The sequence below is a fragment of the Paraprevotella sp. genome (assembly GCF_986071375.1).
Genome location: NZ_CFQRNQ010000004.1, coordinates 38,391 through 58,765 on the forward strand (window position 1 = coordinate 38,391; position 20,375 = coordinate 58,765).

A 20,375-nucleotide genomic window follows, 5' to 3' on the forward strand; every position below is an offset into this window, starting at 1 on the left:
GTTCGCTTACCGCACATTATTATATTGCATATACCGCCCACTGTCCGTAACGCCCACGGCCTCGACACTGACTGTCGTCCGCTTGCTGTTGTTGTAAAGGCGGACCGTGGCACTCCCCTTCGCATCAAACTTCACTTCGGGCATCCATAAGAGCGTACGGCGGTAATCTTCCGTTCCGGGCAAAGGACGGCGACTGTAGTCGGGGCTGTAGAAATCGTCGCACACGGCATAACCGTGCCACAGGTAACGTCGGTCACGGCAAGAAGGGAAATATTCCCCGTTGGGACGGAGCTGCATCCCCACAATGACTTCCGGTTGGTTGTCCTGCCGGTATTTCCAACTCCCCATTTCACGGGGCACATAGTCCGTATAAATATAGAACCGTTCCAACAGGCTCAGCGACCGGAATTTCTCGAATTCCCCACGCGACAGCCAATCGGGAACAGGATGGGTCGGCGTGCCCGGCATGACAGGCTTGTCCCACAAGCGGTTGGGCCAAGCGTTGAAGGTCGTCCGAAGAAAATAATCACGGTATTTGTTCATGTCGCCCACGAACAAGAACGAAACGAGCGTGGACACGGCAGGACTGCTCAAATAATAGAAAGGCACATCGGCCAGGCCGTAGTCGGCCATCATGTTGTAGGCATCATACGCGTCAATCACCACAGCCGGTTTCGCCGGGTCGTAACGGCGCAACCCGTTCCTCCGCGTCCGTACCGTCACGGAAGGCAACACGCGGCCGTCGAACGCACCGCGCACAAGGCTGTCCTCATGGGCAAACGGTTCGAGGTCGCGCGGCGACATGTCCTGATAAAAACTGTAGGGATGCGCAAAATGGGGGTGGAATAAGTCCAACTTCACATAATAGTCCGGCCAAGCCTCCTCGTCGGTGAAGCCTTTCTGGCGCATTTTGCGGATATAGTCTGTACCCTTTTTCAGTTTCGCCGCACTGAGGAACATCATGCAATCACCGTAAATCTTGGGCATGGGCATGTAGAACGAGCCGTCTTTCGTCTGCTGCTTCAATTCAAAAGTCTCCGGCCCCTGCGTGAACATGGCCCAGACGTTCACCTCCTTTTTCAAGTTGCTAATCTTTTTGAAATCTATGTTCTGCCTTTCAGAGCGGTTGACACATCCTCCGATGGTCTGGAACTTCTCGGGCAACCAAGCGGGCGCGAACCGTTCCACGTCCGCCATCTCGCACCATTTGTAACGCCGCCACCCCTGCACCATCATGAGCCGGTCGAGAGCCTGGCGGTGGAGGCTGTCATCGGATTCGAAATAATAACCGGGATTTTCCACAAACCCTTTGATTTCACTGGCAAGGAGCATTTCGGTGAGTATCGTGCCGTTGTCGTACGTATCCTCTTCCGTTTCCCGGTCGCGGACGGCAAGGGAAAGGCTGGACAGGGAATCCGCCGGGTCGGCTAATTGCAGATGCAAGGTGATGGAATCGAAAGGTTCGTAAGACTGGCAGATACCGGAAACGGCCAGCCTCGGGGCATCATAGTCGTGATGATTGACGAAAAAGAGCCGGTCGGCGTAGATGCGCCCCTTGCCATCGAACACCGTAAGTTGGTTGACTCCCGTGGGAAGGCTGTCCAACGGGATGGCCATCCGGCACGTACGGCATCCGGATGCCGCCCCGTCCGCCACATCCACGCCCCCGGACGAAAGAAGGTAAACCGGCAACGAACGGTAGAAACGGGACACTCCGCCACTCATGACGTGCACGGCTATAGGGCTATCCACACCGACAGCCTGCACCACGGCCTCCACAACGCTGTCGCCCACCGTGACAGCCAAGGCACAACCTTCTTTCTCCACTTCGGGAAGTTCTTCCTCATACCCATACCCCTTGTAAATGAAGGTAGCACGGTAATCCGCGTCCTCCGACACGTCCGGCAAACGGAATGTCGTCCGGCCGCGTTCGTCCGTCCGGCAAACAGCCGCCACCTTTCCATCCTTATCCCGGACGGAAAGCTCCATGCCGCCAAGGTGTTGCCCGTCCTCGCCGTTCAGTTCAAGGGCCACCCGGCAAGCCGTGCCGGCCACGAGGTTCCCCCCTTCGGGATAGAAACGCAAGTCCACTTCGGGTTTCTTTTTCTTCGGCGTTTTATAGTAACGGCGCATGGGGCGCAACGTCATGTCTTTCACAAAATCCCCGGCTTCCTCGGGTTTGTCATATACGGGGAACACCCGGGAATAAAGTTTCTCATAGTCGCGGAAAAACTCCTTGGCCATCTTCTTGCTGTAGAACAAATCCTCCGAAATACGCACATGGGGATATTCGCACTGCCCGAAGTTGAGCATCCAACGCGTATAGGCCCGCAATTCGTAGTAACCGGCATACAGCGTGTCCTTGAGCACGAACATGCCGTGGGCTGTGCCGTCCTCCATCTCCAATTGCTGCCGTTCCACGGAATACCCGTCCGGCGTGAGAAGCTCCACGTAGAGGATTTTGCTCAGGTCGGTCAACGTGCCCCGGTCGGAACGCATGACGTATCCCTTATACCAAAGGGTGTCGCCAAGGAAATAACAAGTGTTGTCCAAATGGAGATACACTTTTTCCTGCGGCAGCCCGACACCGAAACCCTCCACTTTGCGGTAAAGCGAATCCGTGCCTTCAAAACCTGCCGTTCCCTGCCCGTGCATGGGGAGCGGCCCCCCCAATCCACACATCAGCACCCATGCTAAAAACACATATTTCATAGTCCTGCATTTTATTTAAACAACTGAGCATTACAAAGTAAAATAACAAAAACGACACAAGCAACTTTTCGCTATCAAATATTATCAAATCCGGTATCAAATATTATCAGAAAATGTCAACGCCAAAAAAACATCTTATTTCTTTTGTTTTTTCCAGACGTTTCTTTTAATTTTGTAGGACTTAACCGGATAAAAATAATAAAAACATGAAACACAAAATTAACCTAATCGCATCATCGGCTGCCATCTTAATCCTGACTGCAATCATAGGGGCATGCATCAGCCTACACCACTGTATGGAATGGGAAACCTACTGCGACGATGGCACCCTACCTTTATTGGCCATAAGGCACACGCAAAACATGATATTCCACGCCTATTACTGGATGGGCATTGCTTTCGTATGTTTATGCCTGATGACAGCCATGATGGTATGGTACTTCCGCCAACAACAAAAACGCCATCCGGAATTGGTCGATTTGATGGCAGACACGTCGGAATGCGAACTCCACAAGATACAAGTGAACATCTATACCAACGAAATCATCATAGACGGCATAGCCTACCCAAGCCGCTGCCAAGTGGTGTCCCTGTTGGACTACCTGATGAAACAGCCCACGCACGAAATCTCATTCACGGAACTCAATACCGTATTCAATGAGAATTTCTTTGACGGCACGCCAGCTTCCAAACGGAGAATCAGCAACCTCAAATATGAAGTCAACGACTTGTTGAAAAGTGGAGGATTTGAAATGATTAAAGTTTCTCCCGACAAGTTTGCCTTGACCACCATCAACCAAAGAGCATCCTGACATTGACAAAAAGTAAAACCGACCTCCACGAGACTCGCGTATTTCCGCCCCCTCACGGAAGTACCCGGAAATACGCGAGTCTCGCAGGGAGACGGAAAGACAATCTGACAGCCCTTGGGGATTTCCCGTGACATCCTGCACGCAGGAAAACAAATTGGAACGCAGAAGGGCGGGACAAAGGAAAAAAACCGAGGAGACGGACATGCCATTTTGACATCCGGCTTTTACAAACCAAAACACTCCAAATAGAATAAAACCACGCCTGAAAAGCATTTCCTTATCCCGTTTTCTGGTGCTTTCCGTCGCCATGCGCGGACATTCCCTCAACAACATGCGGAGAAAAAAAATGTTTTCTCAGCCGAACGAAAAACCATTCGGCTGAGACTGATTCTTAAAAATCCCCAACATAGTAAAAAAACAAGCCTGAAATGCTAAAAAATGTACCCAAAAGCACCTTGCGCCCCCTCTAAAACCTGCCGGTTTTCAGGGCATGCCTTAATCAAAAAACGTGGTTTTACTGTCAAAAAGACAGCAAAACCACGAAATATCGTCCATTCATGAAAGTTACAGGCACGTTTACCCTTGGAGTCCGGCAGGCGCTTCCGCCGTCCCTTCCACTCCGCGCAACGGTTCGTTCTCTTCGGGAATCACCTTCTTGGCACTGGCCTTGGCGCCCAACTTGATAAGCTTGTTGGCCGCCCCCACCACGCTCAACCGCCCGTCCTTCAGCTTGTCGGCGGCCTTGGAAAAGGAGGACGAAGCATCTTGCAACTTCTGTCCCACAGTCTCGAAATGGCCGATAAAGTCGGCCACGCGGTCGAGCAGCATCCGGGCCGTATCATAGATGGCCTCCTGGTTCTGCGCCTGTTGCATTTGGGTCCACGCAATCTGGATGATGCGGAGTGCCGCCGTGAGGTTCTGCTCGCCGGTGATGAACACCCCTTTGGAAAAAGCCTCACGCCACAACTCCGGTGCTTCGGCCAACGCCAACTGGAGTGCCCCTTCGTTGGGCACGAACATGATGACGTAATTCAAAGCCTGACGCGGCAACTTGATGTACGCGCTGTAATCCTTGCGGGCCAATTCGGCCACATGCTGCCGCACGCTACGGACATGCCGCTGCAGGGCTTCGGCACGCGCCTCATCGGTCTCGGCGTTCTGGTAGTCCACGAAAGCCGTAAGCGACACCTTGGAGTCGATCACCGCATCTTTCCCGTCGGGGTAATGCAGGATGGTGTCGGGAATCATCCGCTTCCCGGACTCTTCGTTCAAGATGGCCTTGCCGGTGCGGTCGCGCAGGGTCACCTGCTTCTCGTAATGTATGCCTTCTTTCAGCCCTTGGCTTTCGAGCAATTCGTCCAGAATCAACTCGCCCCAATTCCCCTGCACCTTGTTCTCGTTGCGCAACGCCGAAGCCAACTTGTCGGCCTCAGCCCCGATTTCACGCGTACGCTTCATCACTTCCTCGATGGCTTTCTCCAGCGAGGCCGTGTTCTTGTTATGCGTGTCGCGGCTGCTGTCCATGGCCGTACGCATTTCCCGGATGGTCTCTTTCAGCGGGTCTATGATAGCCGTCATCTGCACCGTGTTCTGCTGCGAAAGCTCACGGGTACGCTGTCCCAGAATCTCACGGGTGGCATTCTGCAACTGCTCCTGCATGAGGTCCATCTGTTCCTTGAAACGGCGGCTGCGCTCTTCGGCCTCGCGCACCATCTGTTCGCGCACCAACACCAATTCCTTTTCCACCGTCTGCTTGTCGGCAGCCAGACCTTTGTTCTCGCGATTCAGCGTCTCGCACCGCTCTTGCAACTCGGCCAAACGGTTCTCCATGCGCCCCTCGCGCTCCTTGAAATCCTGCGACTGCCGTCCTGCCAGTTCTTCCATGTCGAGACGACGTTTTTCCATCTCTTCCTCACGGGCCTGCAGCAGGGTCTGCAAGGAAGACAAACGTGCCTTCGTCCACAAAAAAACAACACCGGCACCACATACCAAACCGGCGAACAGCCATAAAAGTCCTGTCATTTCTTCTTTTTCCTTACGTTTTACAACAAAATTACATTTTTTAATGGACAAAGCAAAACGAACTTTGTATTTTTGCAGGATTAATCCAAAAAACAAACAGAAATGGAACTCATACCTGTAAAAACGACAGACCCGTATTATGCTGAAGCCGAACGGCTCATGACGGACGCTTTCCCGCCCGAAGAACGCCGTCCACTGGAGCGGCAACGCCAATACACCGACCACAACCCACTTTTCCACCCTCAAGTCGTTGTGGAAAACGGGACGTTTGCCGGACTGTTCAACTATTGGACCTTGGACGGGTTCCTTTATGGGGAACACTTGGCCACCTGCCCCCACTTGCGCGGCGGCGGACTGGGACGGCGCATCCTCGATGCCTTCATCCGACAAGCCGGACAACCCATCGTGCTGGAAGTGGAGCCGCCCACAACCGACATTGCCGCACGGCGCATCGGCTTCTACCGCCGCTGCGGTTTCTGCCTGTGGGAACATCGTACCTATATGCAGCCTCCTTACGCCGCCGACCTCTCGCCGCTCCCCCTGCTCCTTATGGTGCACGGCGATTTGGACGAAGAGAAAGACTTTGAACGCATCTGCCACGAAATCCATACGAAAGTGTACGGATGGCAGGGAGGCAAGTTGGAACCCGAATCACCCTACAAATAAATCCGGTGCGGCGGAAAGCTTTCGCCGCACCGGATTTCCTTGCCGGCATCCCGTATTCCCGGGTCAATCCGTCTCGATACTGTTCAACAAGTCTGCCTTCCCCTCGTTAATCAGTTTCAATATCAATTCGCCGAACAACGTGTTTTGCCAAGCAAACCATGCACGGGTAAAGTTCTTCGGGTCGTTCTTATGGAAAGACTCGTGCATGAATCCCGTACCGGCATCCGTATTCACCAGCATTTCCACACAGGCTTTGATTTCCTTGTCGTCACGGCTTGTAAAAGCTTTCATCATGATGCTCATCGGCCAAATCATATCGTAACCGACATGCGGCCCGCCGATGCCTTCGCCCGCCGTCCCTTTAAAGAAATAAGGATTGTCCTCGCTCCATATCAGCTTGCGGGTATTCTGATACACCGGGTCGTCCACTGGCACGTCACCCAGATAAGGCATGGCCAACAGGCTGGGCACATTGGCATCGTCCATGAGCAAACGGTTGCCAAAACCGTCCACCTCGAAAGCATACACCTTTCCGTAACGGGGATGATCGTATACGGCGTATTTCTTCAAGGCGGCCTCCACTTCATCCGCCAATTCACGGCATTCTTTGGCCAACGTCTTTTCATGGTTCACCTCGGTCAATATCTCGGCAGCCTTACGCAAGGAAGTCACGGCAAAGAAATTGGAAGGCACCAGAAACTGAAACGTGGTGGCATCGTCGGAGGGTCGGAAAGCCGAGGCTATCAACCCCACGGGCTTCACCGGATTGCCCCATCCGTTATTGGTCATGGTGTCGAGCGCACGCTCCGTCTTGCGTTGGAAATGATAGGGGCCGTTCCCATCCTTACGCTGCTGTTCCCGGAACGTCTGTAGAATGCATGCCACGGCTTGCAGCCACTCGTCGGAGAAGACACTGGCATCTCCCGTCACCTTCCAATAATGGTAGGCCAGACGAATGGGATAACACAGCGAGTCGATTTCCCATTTCCGCTCATACACTTCGGGCTTCATATCCGTCATGTCGGACGCCCAATAGCTTCCCGTCGCCTCCTTATTGAAGGCATTGGCGTATGGGTCGATATTGATACACCGGAACTGACGGCGAATCACTCCGGCCAACATTTTCTTCAGTTCAGGATCCTCATTGGCCAACTGTACGTAGGGCCACACCTGCGCACCGGAATCCCGCAACCACATGGCATGTATATCACCCGTGTACACGAAGGTGTCGTCCGCCCCGTCGAAGTGGACGGTCGTATCCAACGTATTCGGGAAACAATTCTCAAACATCCATGCCAATTTCGTATTCGTCAACAGTTTCTTGGCACGTTGTATCTGTTCCTCCACAGCCTTGGACGTGAACAAACGTTTTTCAGGACGATGGCTCTTCCACGCGCTAACTTGGGTATTGTCCCGTTCGGCCACATACTCCTGCACTCCGGCCGCCCGGGTCTCCACCGTCATTCCGGCAACCCCCACGGCGACTCCTACAATTTTAATAAGATTTAAGTTCATAACATTTATTGTGAATTAGTATTAAGTTGGGTTATCTTATAAAATAGATTTCCACCGTATGAAAACCCAAAGCACGGAACAAGGCCGTGAACTGATTGCGTGCATTGGCCTCTGCCCTACGCATATTTGATGGTGTCAGGCATTGGCGCAACATCTTCACGTAGGCACGGTCGTACAAATCTCGACGCACGTCATTCGACCACTTCCCACTCTCATAAAAAACCTTAGTACGGGCTTCGTCGATAAAATTCTTGTCCAGCAAATGCACGGCCGGCAAACGGAGAGTCACGGTATCACCACGTGCCTGCACCCATTCCCCGGTCACCCGGTTCATGTCGATGCCGATGCGGGGTACTCCGGTGTACACAGCCACCAAGCGGTCGTCGGTAAAGAATCCTTCGCGCAACGTGTCTGCCACGACTTCAGACTGGACCGACAAGAATTCCCATTGCCCGATTTGTTCGATACGGCGTATCTCCTGAGAGGTCAGCTCGATACGGTCATCAAAACCGGCTTCCACCGATATGCCTCCTTTACGGTTCCATTTTACCAACAACCCGATAAAGACTGCCAATACGACGGCCACGACCAACCATTTCAGTGCACTCAACCATTTTCCCATTTCATTTCAGTTTTTCAGTCCGTCCTTCACGTTCCAACAGCAACGGCATATCTGCCGCCGTAAAATCCTTACGGAAAGAAACCACTATGTTCCGCTCGTCATAGCCCAACCTCGTCAACATCGGCACCAACACGTGGGCCGCATTCTCGCGGGCCATCTCCAAAATGCCCAACTGCGGCACGGAAGCCAGAATCTCGTCTTCCCCCTGACGCGTAAAATCGGCCAGTTCCGCAGAAGTATAGTCCGAACGTGTCAAAGACACAAATTGCTTCACTTCATCGTGATTGATGCGCGAGGAGGTCACGACCACCCGTGGATCGGGCAAAGTGACCACAATACGGTCGCCCGAACGCAACACATTCTTCTCGCCGAACCCCGTGAAGTCAATGTAAGCTTTCAGGGTTACATCAAGAGGTATCATGACCTTGCGTTCGCCGATAGGCACTTTTACATCGAACGTCCGCTGAAAGAGATTCCCTTTCACCCGCAACGGGTCATCCTTCAAAACTAATTTATGCACTTCATATTCGGCCGTATACAGACGGGCACACTCCTTTACCTGCATAACCAAGGAGAGCGTATCGACCCGGACGGCCTCTGCTTTCGTCTCTTTCCCGCGACAAGCCGACAAAAGAGACAGGCACAAAACTATGACAAAACAGAACGTTATTTTCATTGCAAATGCTTGGGGGCTTCAAAGATAGGCATTTATGGAATAACAGGCAACAAAAGAAGACCTAAAAATATAACAGACAAGCTTGTCCAACTCGCCTTTTTTTTGTTCCTTTGTGAAACGGTTGAGAAAAAGAAGAAAATGCAGACACATTTCAAATTCCTATGTATGGCATGCACCGTACTGCTGTGCTACAGTTGCGGTGGAAATAACCCGCAAACCGTCAGCGGATACAGTGAATATGAAAAACCGGACACGACAAATTCCGTGCAGGAAATGAAAGACTATCATTACAGTGCAGAAGTCAAAGTGGGGCAGACGCTGTATGCGTACGACATCGTACGGGAGGTAAACGACACGCTTCCGTTAGTGGCGGGGGACGGCGGCGAACGCTATGCCGACAACTATATCCGGCTGCGCGTGAACCGCGAAGGAAAAGAAATCTTCAATAAAGCCTTTACCAAAAACCACTTCAGAAACTATATGGAAAAAGGCTTCATATCCCATGCCATCTTGGAAGGAATGGCTTTCGACAAAGTGGACGGCAACAACCTGCGCTTCGCTGCCAGTGTCAGCTACCCAGCTTCGGACATCTACATCCCGTTGTCCATTACCATCTCGCCCGACGGCAGTTACCAAATAACGAAAGATGAAGTCTTGGACACGGTGGTAGCCACAGACTCTACGGAAACGGGAGAATAAATCCGACACGAGGTTGACAACAGACAAAAAAGGAGGTGAAGACATGATAGTCATTAAAATAAGCCGTGGCGCAACCCAACGCATAATATGGATTCTGGCCCTCCTGGTTCTGGCCGGGGGACTTACGGTGGCTTTCTTCCACCTGCGTGACAAAATCTTCCCCTCCACCACGTTTGAACTGAATGACGAATTAGGGGGAAACATCTTCCCATCCCTGATTCTTTCCACAGCCACTACGGACACCCTCATCGTAGCCCCCACGGAAAAAGGCGCGTTGGGCAATCCCAAATCGGGAATCTCGATACAAATCACAAGTCCCGTAAAAGACGCCCGCCTGCATGTAGAGGTGGCAGAAACACCGTTTTTCAAACGTTCCGTATCGGAATTCATCCTTCCCGAGGAAGGAAAGGCTTACACGGTGTACCCCGACATTCTTTGGAACTACGACGCTTTACGCAATAACACACAGGCCGAGCCTATCACCGTGTCGGTGGAAGTACAAATCAAAGACCGGGAGGCAAGCCAACGCGTACGCACGTTCTCCGTGCGCAGCATCAATGAATGCCTCATCGGCTACAATGACAAGAAGAACCGCTTTCACAATACGGGAGTCCTGTTTGCCGCATACGTGAACGAAGACAGTCCGTTGATAGACAAAATCCTGCGGGAAGCCTTGAACACACGTATCGTCAACCGCTTTATGGGCTATCAGAACAAGCGTAAAGATTACGTGGACAAGCAGGTTTATGCCCTATGGAACGTGCTGCAACGGCGCAAGTTCCGTTACAGTTCGATTTCATACAGCAGCCTTTCGAGCAACGTGGTCTATTCCCAACGCGTACGGACGTTGGAAGACGCCCTGGCTTCTTCGCAAATCAACTGCGTGGACGGCAGCGTATTGTTCGCCTCCCTGCTCCGCGCCATCAACATCGACCCGATATTGGTGCGTATTCCGGGGCACATGTATGTTGGGTATTACACCGACCGCAGTCATAACCAGGCTAATTTTCTGGAGACCACGATGATCGGAGATATAGACCTGGATGATTTTTTCCCCGAAGAAAAACTGGATTCCACTTCCGAAGGCAAGTCGCAGGAGGAAATGTCGCGGCTCACTTTCGAGAAATCCAAAGAGTATGCCCGTCGTAAATACTCGGCCGACAGCGCACGTATCCACACGCTCCCACGGCAATACATGTTTCTGGAAATCTCCAAGGCATTAAGACGGAAGATACAACCGTTGGGCAAATGAAACAGTTTCTAAAAAAGGAGATGGCCTCTCGCAAAGCCATCCCCTTCAAGTTCCTGAAAAAATATCTACCGTCCACTCCTACGAAACGAATTTCCGTCTCTGCCCGCGCACGGTTCAACCTTCCTGCGACGGATAATGCAAATTGGCGTCCGTCATCTGTTCCAGCACTTCATGGAGGTATTTGGCAGACTCCCATTTAGCCATCGGCAAGTCCTGCAACAAATAATTGCCGCAGTCGCGCGGGGTTGCCCCGGGAACTTCCCCTTCATATTCCGCAATGAAACGGAACGTTTCTTTCATCAGTTCCACAATATCCTCCGACTGCAAGTCCCCTTTCATCAGCAGGTAATTTCCCGTCAGGCACCCCATCGGCCCCCAATATACAATCTTATCGGACCATACCGGATGATTGCGCAGGAACGTGGCCGCCAGATGTTCTATCGTATGCAACGCACCTTGCCCCAAAGCCGGCTCACGGTTGGGTTCTTTCATGCGGACATCGAACGTGGTCACTGCCTCACCTCCCACTTCATCTTTACGAGAGACGTAAATGCCCCGCAACAAGTGAATGTGGTCAATCGTAAAACTTGGAATTTTCTTCATTGGATTTATATTTTTTTTCGGATTAAGACAAAGAAGAAGGCAAACCCTCCAAGAAGGTACGTACTACCCCGAAAGATCGGTCGGCCATCGTTTCCCAAAAATTCTCGTACTGCTGCCAGTGCGCATCGGCTCCCGGCGTGTCGCTGATAATCCGGAAACTGATGAAAGGCACGCGGTAGAGGTGGCAAACCTGCGCTATGGCAGCCGATTCCATGTCTACGGCCAATCCCTCCGGGAATTCGGCCTTTATGGCATCCAACTCGGCGCGTTCCGTAATGAACTTGTCACCGGTACAAATCAACCCGGCATGCACGGGTACGGAAGCATCTAAAGAAACAGCTACGGAAAGCAAACGCCCGTCACAAACAAACCTGGCCGGCATATCTTGTATTTGTCCGACCTCGTTCCCGTTACCACACCACACATCGTGATAAACGACTTCCGAGGCTGCCACGACTTCCATCACCCCGGCTTTTTCGTCGATGCCTCCGGCCACTCCCGTACTCACCACCACATCCGGCTGCATGTGGGCCATCAGTTCGGACGCACCAACGGCTGCGTTCACTTTCCCAATACCACACTCCATGATATATAAGGTGTTCCCGCCCAACCGTCCTACGGTATACTCAAAAAGTCCATGCTGTTCCGTACGCATTCCCTTGACCAACCGGGCCAACTGTTCGCGTTCGGAAGCCATCGCTGCAATAATTCCTATTTTCATTCGCCATCGTCTTTATTTCCTTGCAAAAGTACAACTTTTCCACCACTAATTCAATATAACTGGAACAATCGGTTGTTCTTTCACATCGTCTATCGCAACAGAACGGTACTTTACACGGGCAAAATCTATGGCCTTCAAGTCGATACTTCGGATCTTGCTGTTGTACATGGTGCGGTAATAAAACACCAAACCTGTCATATCCGTGGCTGAAGTCCACTGCGTGGCACTCGGAATATCCACCGGCACCTTGGCATCTGCAAATTCAATCCCTACAGGAATGTCGAAATTATTCAATATCTGGAAAGCCTGCAGCACCGTCTTCCGCGCCGTAGCCTGCATGGGAGAAGAAGTCTGATAGAAAGCCGCACGCACAAAACGGGACGGAGGCGTCACGTCGCCGGGAATCCCTAAAAAGCCGCTGCCCGCGCCAAAAGCTGCAAGTTTCACCTTGCCAAACGGTTTGGCCTCTGCCCCTCCGGCATACAGGTTTACATAATTGTTCAGGTTCGTCATCTGCCATTCAAAACCTGGAGAGTTGGTAAGCACGCCTAATTCATTTTCATAAAAATGAGGAATGCCGCCCACAATCTCTAACACGACCTGTCGTCCCGAAGCGTCCGCAATACGCCAATGGACTGTAGAAGCACGTGGGTCGGATGACACTACATGTACTTTTCCAAGCGCCTCTTTTACCTCATCCACCGTCTTGAACCGAGACAACATCCAAGGTACAAGTTGCAAATCGGACAATGTACTCTCACGTTGCCCCTCACCGTACGCTTCATAACTACCGTAGTGAGGGAAGTAAAACAAACCGGCAGCCAGTCCGGCCTCATTCAGTCCATCGGCCACAAAATCCTCCAACTCCACGGCTATCCCTACATAACCGTATGCCGCCGTAAATTTCAATCCGTTTTTTTGTCCTCCAGGCACATATGATTGTTGCACATACCCCCGAGGAACAACCACATAACGGCTGTTCAGGTAGCTGCCGCCCCACTCTATGGTACGAGCCAAGACAGTGGCGCCGTCCTGCGACTTCAACGTAATTCCCGTACATGCCTCAGCTGTATGCGGAACACACAGCCCAACCGCCGTAACGGCAAGCCCGAAAACCATCCCCTTTATTATTTTATTCACATTCCTCATCTTTTCAATATTTTATATGGTTATATTTCGAAAGGTACGAAAAAAAACATACTTTTGCAAGCATAATCCAGTATTATATTTTCCAGCTTCACAAAGATGCAACGCTTGTATGCCTTCTTATTATTGTTCCTAAATGCAGTATTATGGGTTCTTGTCGCAATCATCAGCCCCCTATATTTGTTATTGCATGCCCTCTACCAAACATGCAAACGATGCTTCGTACACCCCGAATTCCCCCGGAAGAGACTCGAATCCCTCATTAAAACTTATCTTAGAAAAGGGTAAGTAAGACTTGAAATATCCGGCCTCTCTACTCAAATAAAAGTATACAAACAAAAGGACTCCCTCCATCAACTTTTGGAAGTTGATGGAGGGAGTCCGCATCTATTAACTAACACCTAATGTAATTACTTCACTTCCTCAAAATCTGCATCTTGAATAGTATCATCAGAAGAAGAGTTTCCAGCGTTGGCATTACTCTGCCCTCCGGCATTCTGCTGTGCACCGGCTCCAGGCTGTGCACCACCCTGGTACATCTGTGCACTGGCAGCCTGCCATGCTGCATTCATTTCGGCAATAGCAGCATCGATGGCGGCAACATCACCCGCCTTGTGGGCATCTTTCAATTTCTGCAAAGCTCCTTCGATAGCAGGTTTCTTGTCAGCCGGAATCTTATCACCCAACTCTTTCAACTGGTTCTCAGTCTGGAAAATCATAGAGTCAGCCTGATTCATCTTGTCTACTCTTTCACGCTCTTTCTTGTCGGCATCTGCATTAGCCTCAGCCTCAGCTTTCATACGGTCTATTTCGTCTTTGCTCAAACCAGAAGAAGCTTCGATACGGATAGCCTGTTCCTTACCGGTAGCCTTATCCTTGGCAGACACTTTCAAAATACCATTGGCATCGATGTCGAAAGTCACCTCTATTTGAGGAACTCCACGACGAGCAGGCGCAATGCCGGTCAAATTAAACTGACCGATAGACTTATTCTGAGCGGCCATCGGACGTTCTCCCTGCAATACATGAATAGTCACTTCCGTCTGATTGTCGGCAGCCGTGCTGAAGACTTCGCTCTTGTTGCACGGGATTGTCGTATTGGCTTCAATCAACTTCGTCATTACGCCACCCATCGTCTCAATACCCATAGACAACGGCGTCACATCCAACAATACGATGTCGCCCACTCCGGCTTCCTTATTCAGGATAGCCCCTTGGATAGAAGCACCTACCGCTACGACCTCATCTGGATTTACACCTTTAGACGGAGCCTTGCCGAAGAAATCTTCTACTAACTTCTGGATGGCCGGAATACGGCTCGAACCTCCGACAAGAATTACTTCGTCAATGTCTGAATTACTCAAACCGGCATCCTGCATTGCCTTCTGGCACGGCACCTTACAAGCCTGAATCAAATTATCAGCCAACTGCTCGAACTTAGCACGCGTCAAAGTCTTCACCAAGTGCTTGGGTACACCGCCTACAGCCGTGATATAAGGCAAATTGATTTCCGTAGTCGTAGACGAAGACAATTCAATCTTGGCTTTCTCGGCAGCTTCTTTCAAACGTTGCAATGCCATCGGGTCTTGTTTCAAATCTACTCCTTCTTCTGCCTTGAAGTCAGCAGCCAACCAGTCGATAATCACTTGGTCGAAATCATCACCTCCGAGGTGAGTATCACCATTGGTAGAAAGCACCTCGAATACACCGCTACCAAACTCCAGTATGGAAATATCAAATGTACCGCCCCCCAAATCGAAGACAGCAATCTTCATGTCCTTATTGGACTTATCCACACCGTAAGCCAAAGCCGCAGCCGTCGGTTCATTCACAATACGTTTCACTTCCAAACCGGCAATCTGTCCGGCCTCTTTCGTCGCCTGACGCTGAGAATCGGAAAAATAAGCCGGCACGGTAATCACTGCTTCCGTCACTTCCTGACCCAGATAATCCTCAGCCGTCTTCTTCATCTTCTGGAGAACCATGGCAGAGATTTCCTGAGGAGTATAGAGACGACCCTCAATATCCACACGAGGCGTGTTGTTATCTCCTCTTACTACTGAATAAGGAACACGCGAGATTTCCTTCTGTACCTGATCATAGGTCTCACCCATGAAACGTTTGATAGAGAAAATGGTATTCTTCGGATTCGTAATCGCCTGACGTTTGGCCGGATCACCCACCAAGCGTTCGCCGTTTTTAAACGCCACGATAGAAGGAGTCGTACGCTTGCCTTCGTTGTTAGCGATTACTACCGGTTCATTACCTTCAAATACGGAAACACAAGAGTTTGTAGTTCCCAAGTCAATTCCAATAATCTTTCCCATAATATATCTACTTTTTTATTATTAATCTAAATTGAATGTATTTCTTGCGTCCGCCTCTTACAAAAGCAACGCACTGTTATAAAAACAAACCGCGTGCCAAACTATCTCATGAAGCAGAAAAAACTATAAAAAAAGATTTATCGGAATCAAGAGAGAGTTTTTCCGCTATCTTTGTTCTCGGACAAGCCCATCTGCGACAGTCAGACCTGAAAACTGCCAAAATGGCTGAAAAAATTTAAAATGTATGACGAAAATAGCACGACTTCTATTATTTCTTTGCACCTTATTGGTATTCCATATTTCTATGGCACGCCCACGGGTAGCCGTAGTACTAAGCGGAGGTGGTGCAAAAGGTACGGCACACATCGGGGCACTGAAAGTAATTGAAGAAGCAGGAGTCCCCATCGACATGATTGTAGGTACGAGCATGGGCAGTATCATCGGCGGGTTATATGCCATAGGATATACGACCGAACAGCTCGACAGCATATTCATGGCACAAGACTGGAACACATTGCTTAGCGACAAAGCTTATCGCAATGCACTTAACCTACAGGCCCGGGAACAAAATTCACAATACATCCTCTCCGTCCCCTTCTTTGAAAAACCGCAAGACTTAATCAGCGGAGGGGTCATCAAAGGAAGAAACATCGGGCGTATGTTATGGCAACTCACCGAAGGCTACCACGACTCCATTGATTTTCAAAAAATGCCTATCCCGTTTGCTTGTATTTCCCAAGATTTGGTGACGGGCGAAGAGATCGTATTCCGAAGCGGCGTACTGCCCATCGCCATACGTGCCAGCATGTCCATTCCCGGTGCTTTTGCCCCGATATCCATGAACGGCAAACTTCTCATTGACGGTGGCATCATCAACAATTATCCGGTAGATGTGGCACGACAAATGGGAGCAGACATAGTCATAGGAGTGGACGTACAGGATCCGATGAAAAATGCAGAAGAACTTCAAAACAATATCTTCGCACAACTCAACCAACTCATCGACTTGCAAAGGAAAGACCGTTGGGAACAAAACATAGCTCTTTCAGACGTCTATATCAAGGTCAATGTAAAAGGATACAACACAGCCAGTTTCAACACAACCGCCATAGACTCCCTGATGGGACGTGGAGCACAAGCAGCCCGTTCACAAATAGACACCTTACGGGCTATAGGCAGCCGCTTCTCTCCCGACGACTCCATCGTGAGCCGTCCCACACCTCCTTTCTCCTACATGCACCGCCCGGGAAATATCGAAGCGCGCTATGCAGGGAGCTTAAAAATCCTGATAGGCGACGCACCCAGAAATTCCATCAACCTTGGACTTAGGTTCGACAACGAAGAACTGGCCGCCTTGCTGTTCAACGGGCAAATGCAGCTCGGGAAAAAAAGGAACCACCACGTCAACCTGACTTTACGTTTAGGAAAGCAAACTTATGGCGACGCACATTACAATCTCGACTTAGGCAGGGAATGGAACCTTACCACAGGCTACCGTTATACCTATAACGATTTTAACATCTATGAGAAAGGAGAACGGACATACGGCATCAGCTTCAATCATCATTTCGGAGAAGTCGGATTCACCAAAAGTTGGAAAAACGTACGTCTCAAATTGGGAGGAATTTACCAACTCTACAACTACGGCTCCTTCCTCTATCGCTTCGAGGACAACTCGCCGACAGATATCACCAAAGAAAGCTACCTGAAGTTCGGCACGCAATATGCCGTCAATACATTGGACGACAATTATTTCCCGACAAAAGGTTCCGAATTGGAAATGGCATATTACTATGCCATACCATTAAACGGGAACAAAGCCTTCCACACAGCGGGAATACATTGGAACGCCGCATTCTCTTTCAACTCACGCTTCACTTTAATGCCCCGGATAGAAGGGCGCTATCTGACGACAGAAAACACCGTTGCCGAAATGAACACGCTCGGTGGACAAGAAAGAGGCAAATACTTCAGTCAACAAATACCATTTTACGGCATCAACCATTTCGAGATGCCCCATCGTTCTTTGGTCGTGGCGGGAATAGAAGCCCGTCAACGCATCGGAGGGAAGCATTACGTCAGTGGTATATTCAACATCGCCGCCACATCGGATGACTGGATGCATTTTTTCAAAAACAGCTTCAACGACAACGACCTGTCGGGATATCACATCTTCGGTGGAGCCGTAAAGTATGACCTACGCACTTTCATCGGCCCTGTCGGTTTTACTATATGCTACAGCGACCGCGCCAAAGCTTCCGGATACATAAGGGCGGGATTCAATTTCTGAAACCCGCCCTTCAGTCCTTCACGGCTTTTTCACTCGGCTTTAAACTCCAAAACTCCGCCTTTCATCAAGTCACGGATGTCAATAAAAGGCGCATCCAGTTTCTTTCCGTTAAAAAGAATAACCGGCAGATGCTTATGTCCTTTCAGCCCTTCGGCACGAACTGTCAACACCTTGCCATGCGGCAGTTCCACACGGGCCGACGGGAACCTCGGAATCCCCAACGCATATTCTCCCGATGCCGGAGTCACCGGATAAAAGCCCAACGAACTGAACAGATACCAGGCGGACATCTGTCCGCAGTCGTCATTTCCCGACAACCCGTCCGCCCCGTTCCTGTAATGAGTGTCCAAGATTTCCGGAATACGTTCTTGCGCCTTGTCGAAACGACCGCAATAGTTATATAGATACACATAATGGTGGCCAGGCTCATTGTCATGCCGGTAATGCCCGTTGTCGAACACGTTATCGAGCGCTGCGGCAAAAGACTCGTCACCCCCCATCAAATCTATCAGCCCCTGCACATCCTGCATGACACAAAATTGATAAGTCCAGTTGGCCCCTTCGGTAAACCCTGAATGCTCCCCGGCCCAACTGCCATCGGCATTACGCGCTTGGAAAAGTTTCGTTTTCGGATTATACAAATAGCGGTAATTCTTTGCCCTTCTCATTAAATCTTCATAATCAGCCGTTTTTCCCAAAGCCTTTGCCATTTGGGCAATGCAATAGTCGCTTAAAGCGAACTCCAACGTACGGGCCACGGATTCATTGGTCTTGTCATCGGCCACATACCCGTTTTTCAGATAATTGGTCAATCCGCCCCGTGCTTCATATCCCCCGTTCCACCATTCGCGGTCACCCCAACGCGACTTATCGTCACCCGTAGGAGGCACGTAGGCATCCTTACGAATCGCTTCATACGCCTTCTCCACGTCATAATCGCGGAAGCCATTGACGTAAGCGTCCGCTATCACAGCGTCCGCATGCGTGCCGATCATGATATTCGTATAGGTAGGATTCGGCCATTTGGGTATCCAACCGCCCTCTTCATACATTTGTACCAATGCCGTAACCATGTCATCCACCCGTTCGGGCGCCATGATTTGCAGCCAAGGATGTTCAGCCCTGAAAGTATCCCACAAAGAATAAGCATTATAGGAAACGCCCTGATGCACCTTATCGTCAAACGGACTGTAATAACGGCCATATTCCGAAAACTCCCGAGGATACTGCAAGGTACGGAAAAATGCCGTATAGAATATCGTACGGTCTTCTTCGCTCGCCCCCTCCAAGTCTATCTTGGAAAGCTTTTCCTCCCATTCCTTTTTCACTTTTTTCGTCACGGATGCAAACGAAGACCTGGCCGGAATCTCTTTCGACAGGTTCACCGCAGCTTGCTCGAAGTCGATAAAAGAACTGCCGATACGCACATCAACCCACGTCGTCCCCGCAGGAAACTCGACATATCCGCCTACAGAACCACCTTCCGCCTGTACAGACTTTCCGCTGACCGCCCCGTCGCGCCATGTGCCGTAACCGGCGAAGTCTTGGGAGAACTTCAACACATAATATCCCTTGAACCCCGGCAAGGCCGGCCCCAAATGGGCATCATGCCTTTCCTTATTATATATATGCACCTCACGCTTGTCGGGATAGATGCGTATGAAGCCTCCTTCGTTTTCCCTTCCGGCCTCCAAATAAAGCAAGGCTTTTTCATCCTTTGGGTATGTGACATGGAAGAAAGACGCACGTGAAGTCGCCGTCATTTCCGTGGTAATCTCCGAACCGCCATGTTTTCCCGAAGCGTATGACACCTTGTAATAATAAGGCTTAGCCACTTCTTTCCCACGGTCCAGACGTACTTGCCTGTCCTTCGCCTTAATCTTCAGTTCCCCACTTTGGGGCATCAGGGTCATGAACCCGTAATCCCCCATCCAGATGGCCGGTTGGTGCGTGCCCATAAAACCGATTAAGACCGAATCGCAATGGCGATACATCGTACGGGATATGCCGTTAATACGGGTCGCCGCACACCATTGGGTCATGGCAAACGGCGTGCCCACGGCCGGAGTCGTCCCCCCGTATTCCGTCTCATGGCTACCGTCCGTACCAATCATCATACTCACCTCATCCACATGGAATTTAGCTGTTTTTGCGGCTTTTCCCGACATGACAACAGGACACGAAGCCACACTCATCAATAAAAATAAAGTTCGTAATACTCTCATGTTATTAAAAATTTGGTTAGGGTTGTCTTACAAATAAACGGAAAAGAACAGCCCTACGGCCATTCTTTTCGTTCATAAAAAGGGATA

Annotated in this window: 15 protein-coding genes; 5 read left to right on the forward strand and 10 right to left on the reverse strand. The window is 50.5% G+C overall.

All coding sequences use genetic code 11. From position 1 onward, the window contains the following. Positions 1 to 6 precede the first annotated feature (6 nt). Positions 7 to 2,712, reverse strand: a complete 2,706-nt coding sequence (locus AC5RDV_RS03495) for a hypothetical protein (protein WP_282748001.1) — start codon at positions 2,710 to 2,712, stop codon at positions 7 to 9. A gap of 206 nt (positions 2,713 to 2,918) precedes the next feature. Here AC5RDV_RS03495 and AC5RDV_RS03500 point away from each other — a divergent pair, with 206 nt between their 5' ends. Further along, complete coding sequence (locus AC5RDV_RS03500; RefSeq protein WP_282748002.1) at positions 2,919 to 3,524, forward strand: hypothetical protein; 606 nt, start codon at positions 2,919 to 2,921, stop codon at positions 3,522 to 3,524. Between the two features lie 576 nt (positions 3,525 to 4,100). Here AC5RDV_RS03500 and AC5RDV_RS03505 read toward each other — a convergent pair. Then, positions 4,101 to 5,546 (reverse strand): DNA recombination protein RmuC, encoded by a 1,446-nt coding sequence (locus AC5RDV_RS03505; RefSeq protein ID WP_282748003.1) that lies wholly within the window; start codon positions 5,544 to 5,546, stop codon positions 4,101 to 4,103. Between the two features lie 102 nt (positions 5,547 to 5,648). Between AC5RDV_RS03505 and AC5RDV_RS03510 the strand changes: the two genes are divergently transcribed. Then, positions 5,649 to 6,212, forward strand: a complete 564-nt coding sequence (locus AC5RDV_RS03510; RefSeq protein WP_282748004.1) for a GNAT family N-acetyltransferase — start codon at positions 5,649 to 5,651, stop codon at positions 6,210 to 6,212. A gap of 63 nt (positions 6,213 to 6,275) precedes the next feature. Here AC5RDV_RS03510 and AC5RDV_RS03515 read toward each other — a convergent pair whose 3' ends face one another. The 3 genes from AC5RDV_RS03515 to AC5RDV_RS03525 form a co-directional block, all read right to left on the reverse strand. Next, positions 6,276 to 7,676: a glycoside hydrolase family 125 protein gene (locus AC5RDV_RS03515; RefSeq protein ID WP_282748036.1), complete on the reverse strand. Its 1,401-nt coding sequence runs from the start codon at positions 7,674 to 7,676 to the stop codon at positions 6,276 to 6,278. An 82-nt stretch (positions 7,677 to 7,758) separates the two neighbouring features. Continuing rightward, positions 7,759 to 8,349: a DUF4230 domain-containing protein gene (locus AC5RDV_RS03520; RefSeq protein ID WP_276788385.1), complete on the reverse strand. Its 591-nt coding sequence runs from the start codon at positions 8,347 to 8,349 to the stop codon at positions 7,759 to 7,761. Between the two features lies 1 nt (position 8,350). Then, positions 8,351 to 9,025, reverse strand: a complete 675-nt coding sequence (locus AC5RDV_RS03525) for a DUF4230 domain-containing protein (protein ID WP_008628630.1) — start codon at positions 9,023 to 9,025, stop codon at positions 8,351 to 8,353. A gap of 138 nt (positions 9,026 to 9,163) precedes the next feature. On the opposite strand from AC5RDV_RS03525, the gene AC5RDV_RS03530 reads away from it, so the two are divergent. Both AC5RDV_RS03530 and AC5RDV_RS03535 read left to right on the forward strand, forming a co-directional pair. Beyond that, the gene (locus tag AC5RDV_RS03530; protein ID WP_282748005.1) at positions 9,164 to 9,724 is read left to right on the forward strand and encodes a DUF4738 domain-containing protein; all 561 of its coding nucleotides are present in this window, start codon (positions 9,164 to 9,166) and stop codon (positions 9,722 to 9,724) included. 43 nt (positions 9,725 to 9,767) lie between these two features. Then, a complete protein-coding gene (locus AC5RDV_RS03535) occupies positions 9,768 to 10,976 on the forward strand; it encodes a hypothetical protein (RefSeq protein WP_008628645.1) in 1,209 nt (402 codons plus the stop codon). Positions 10,977 to 11,090: 114 nt separating this feature from the next. Here AC5RDV_RS03535 and AC5RDV_RS03540 read toward each other — a convergent pair whose 3' ends face one another. The 4 genes from AC5RDV_RS03540 to dnaK all read right to left on the reverse strand — a co-directional run bounded on the left by AC5RDV_RS03540 (position 11,091) and on the right by dnaK (position 15,773). Next, a complete protein-coding gene (locus AC5RDV_RS03540) occupies positions 11,091 to 11,579 on the reverse strand; it encodes an S-ribosylhomocysteine lyase (protein WP_130894242.1) in 489 nt (162 codons plus the stop codon). 22 nt (positions 11,580 to 11,601) lie between these two features. Beyond that, complete coding sequence (locus AC5RDV_RS03545; RefSeq protein WP_008628647.1) at positions 11,602 to 12,300, reverse strand: 5'-methylthioadenosine/adenosylhomocysteine nucleosidase; 699 nt, start codon at positions 12,298 to 12,300, stop codon at positions 11,602 to 11,604. Between the two features lie 45 nt (positions 12,301 to 12,345). Beyond that, positions 12,346 to 13,449 carry a linear amide C-N hydrolase gene (locus AC5RDV_RS03550; RefSeq protein WP_428388447.1) on the reverse strand — a complete coding sequence of 368 codons (1,104 nt, stop codon included), beginning with the start codon at positions 13,447 to 13,449 and terminating at the stop codon, positions 12,346 to 12,348. A gap of 407 nt (positions 13,450 to 13,856) precedes the next feature. Beyond that, positions 13,857 to 15,773: a molecular chaperone DnaK gene (gene dnaK / locus AC5RDV_RS03555; protein ID WP_130894240.1), complete on the reverse strand. Its 1,917-nt coding sequence runs from the start codon at positions 15,771 to 15,773 to the stop codon at positions 13,857 to 13,859. Between the two features lie 244 nt (positions 15,774 to 16,017). Here dnaK and AC5RDV_RS03560 point away from each other — a divergent pair, with 244 nt between their 5' ends. Then, on the forward strand, positions 16,018 to 18,063 hold the full coding sequence (locus AC5RDV_RS03560) for a patatin-like phospholipase family protein (protein WP_282748006.1): 2,046 nt from the start codon (positions 16,018 to 16,020) through the stop codon (positions 18,061 to 18,063). Between the two features lie 29 nt (positions 18,064 to 18,092). Here AC5RDV_RS03560 and AC5RDV_RS03565 read toward each other — a convergent pair whose 3' ends face one another. Beyond that, complete coding sequence (locus AC5RDV_RS03565) at positions 18,093 to 20,288, reverse strand: GH92 family glycosyl hydrolase (RefSeq protein ID WP_282748007.1); 2,196 nt, start codon at positions 20,286 to 20,288, stop codon at positions 18,093 to 18,095. Positions 20,289 to 20,375 lie beyond the last annotated feature (87 nt).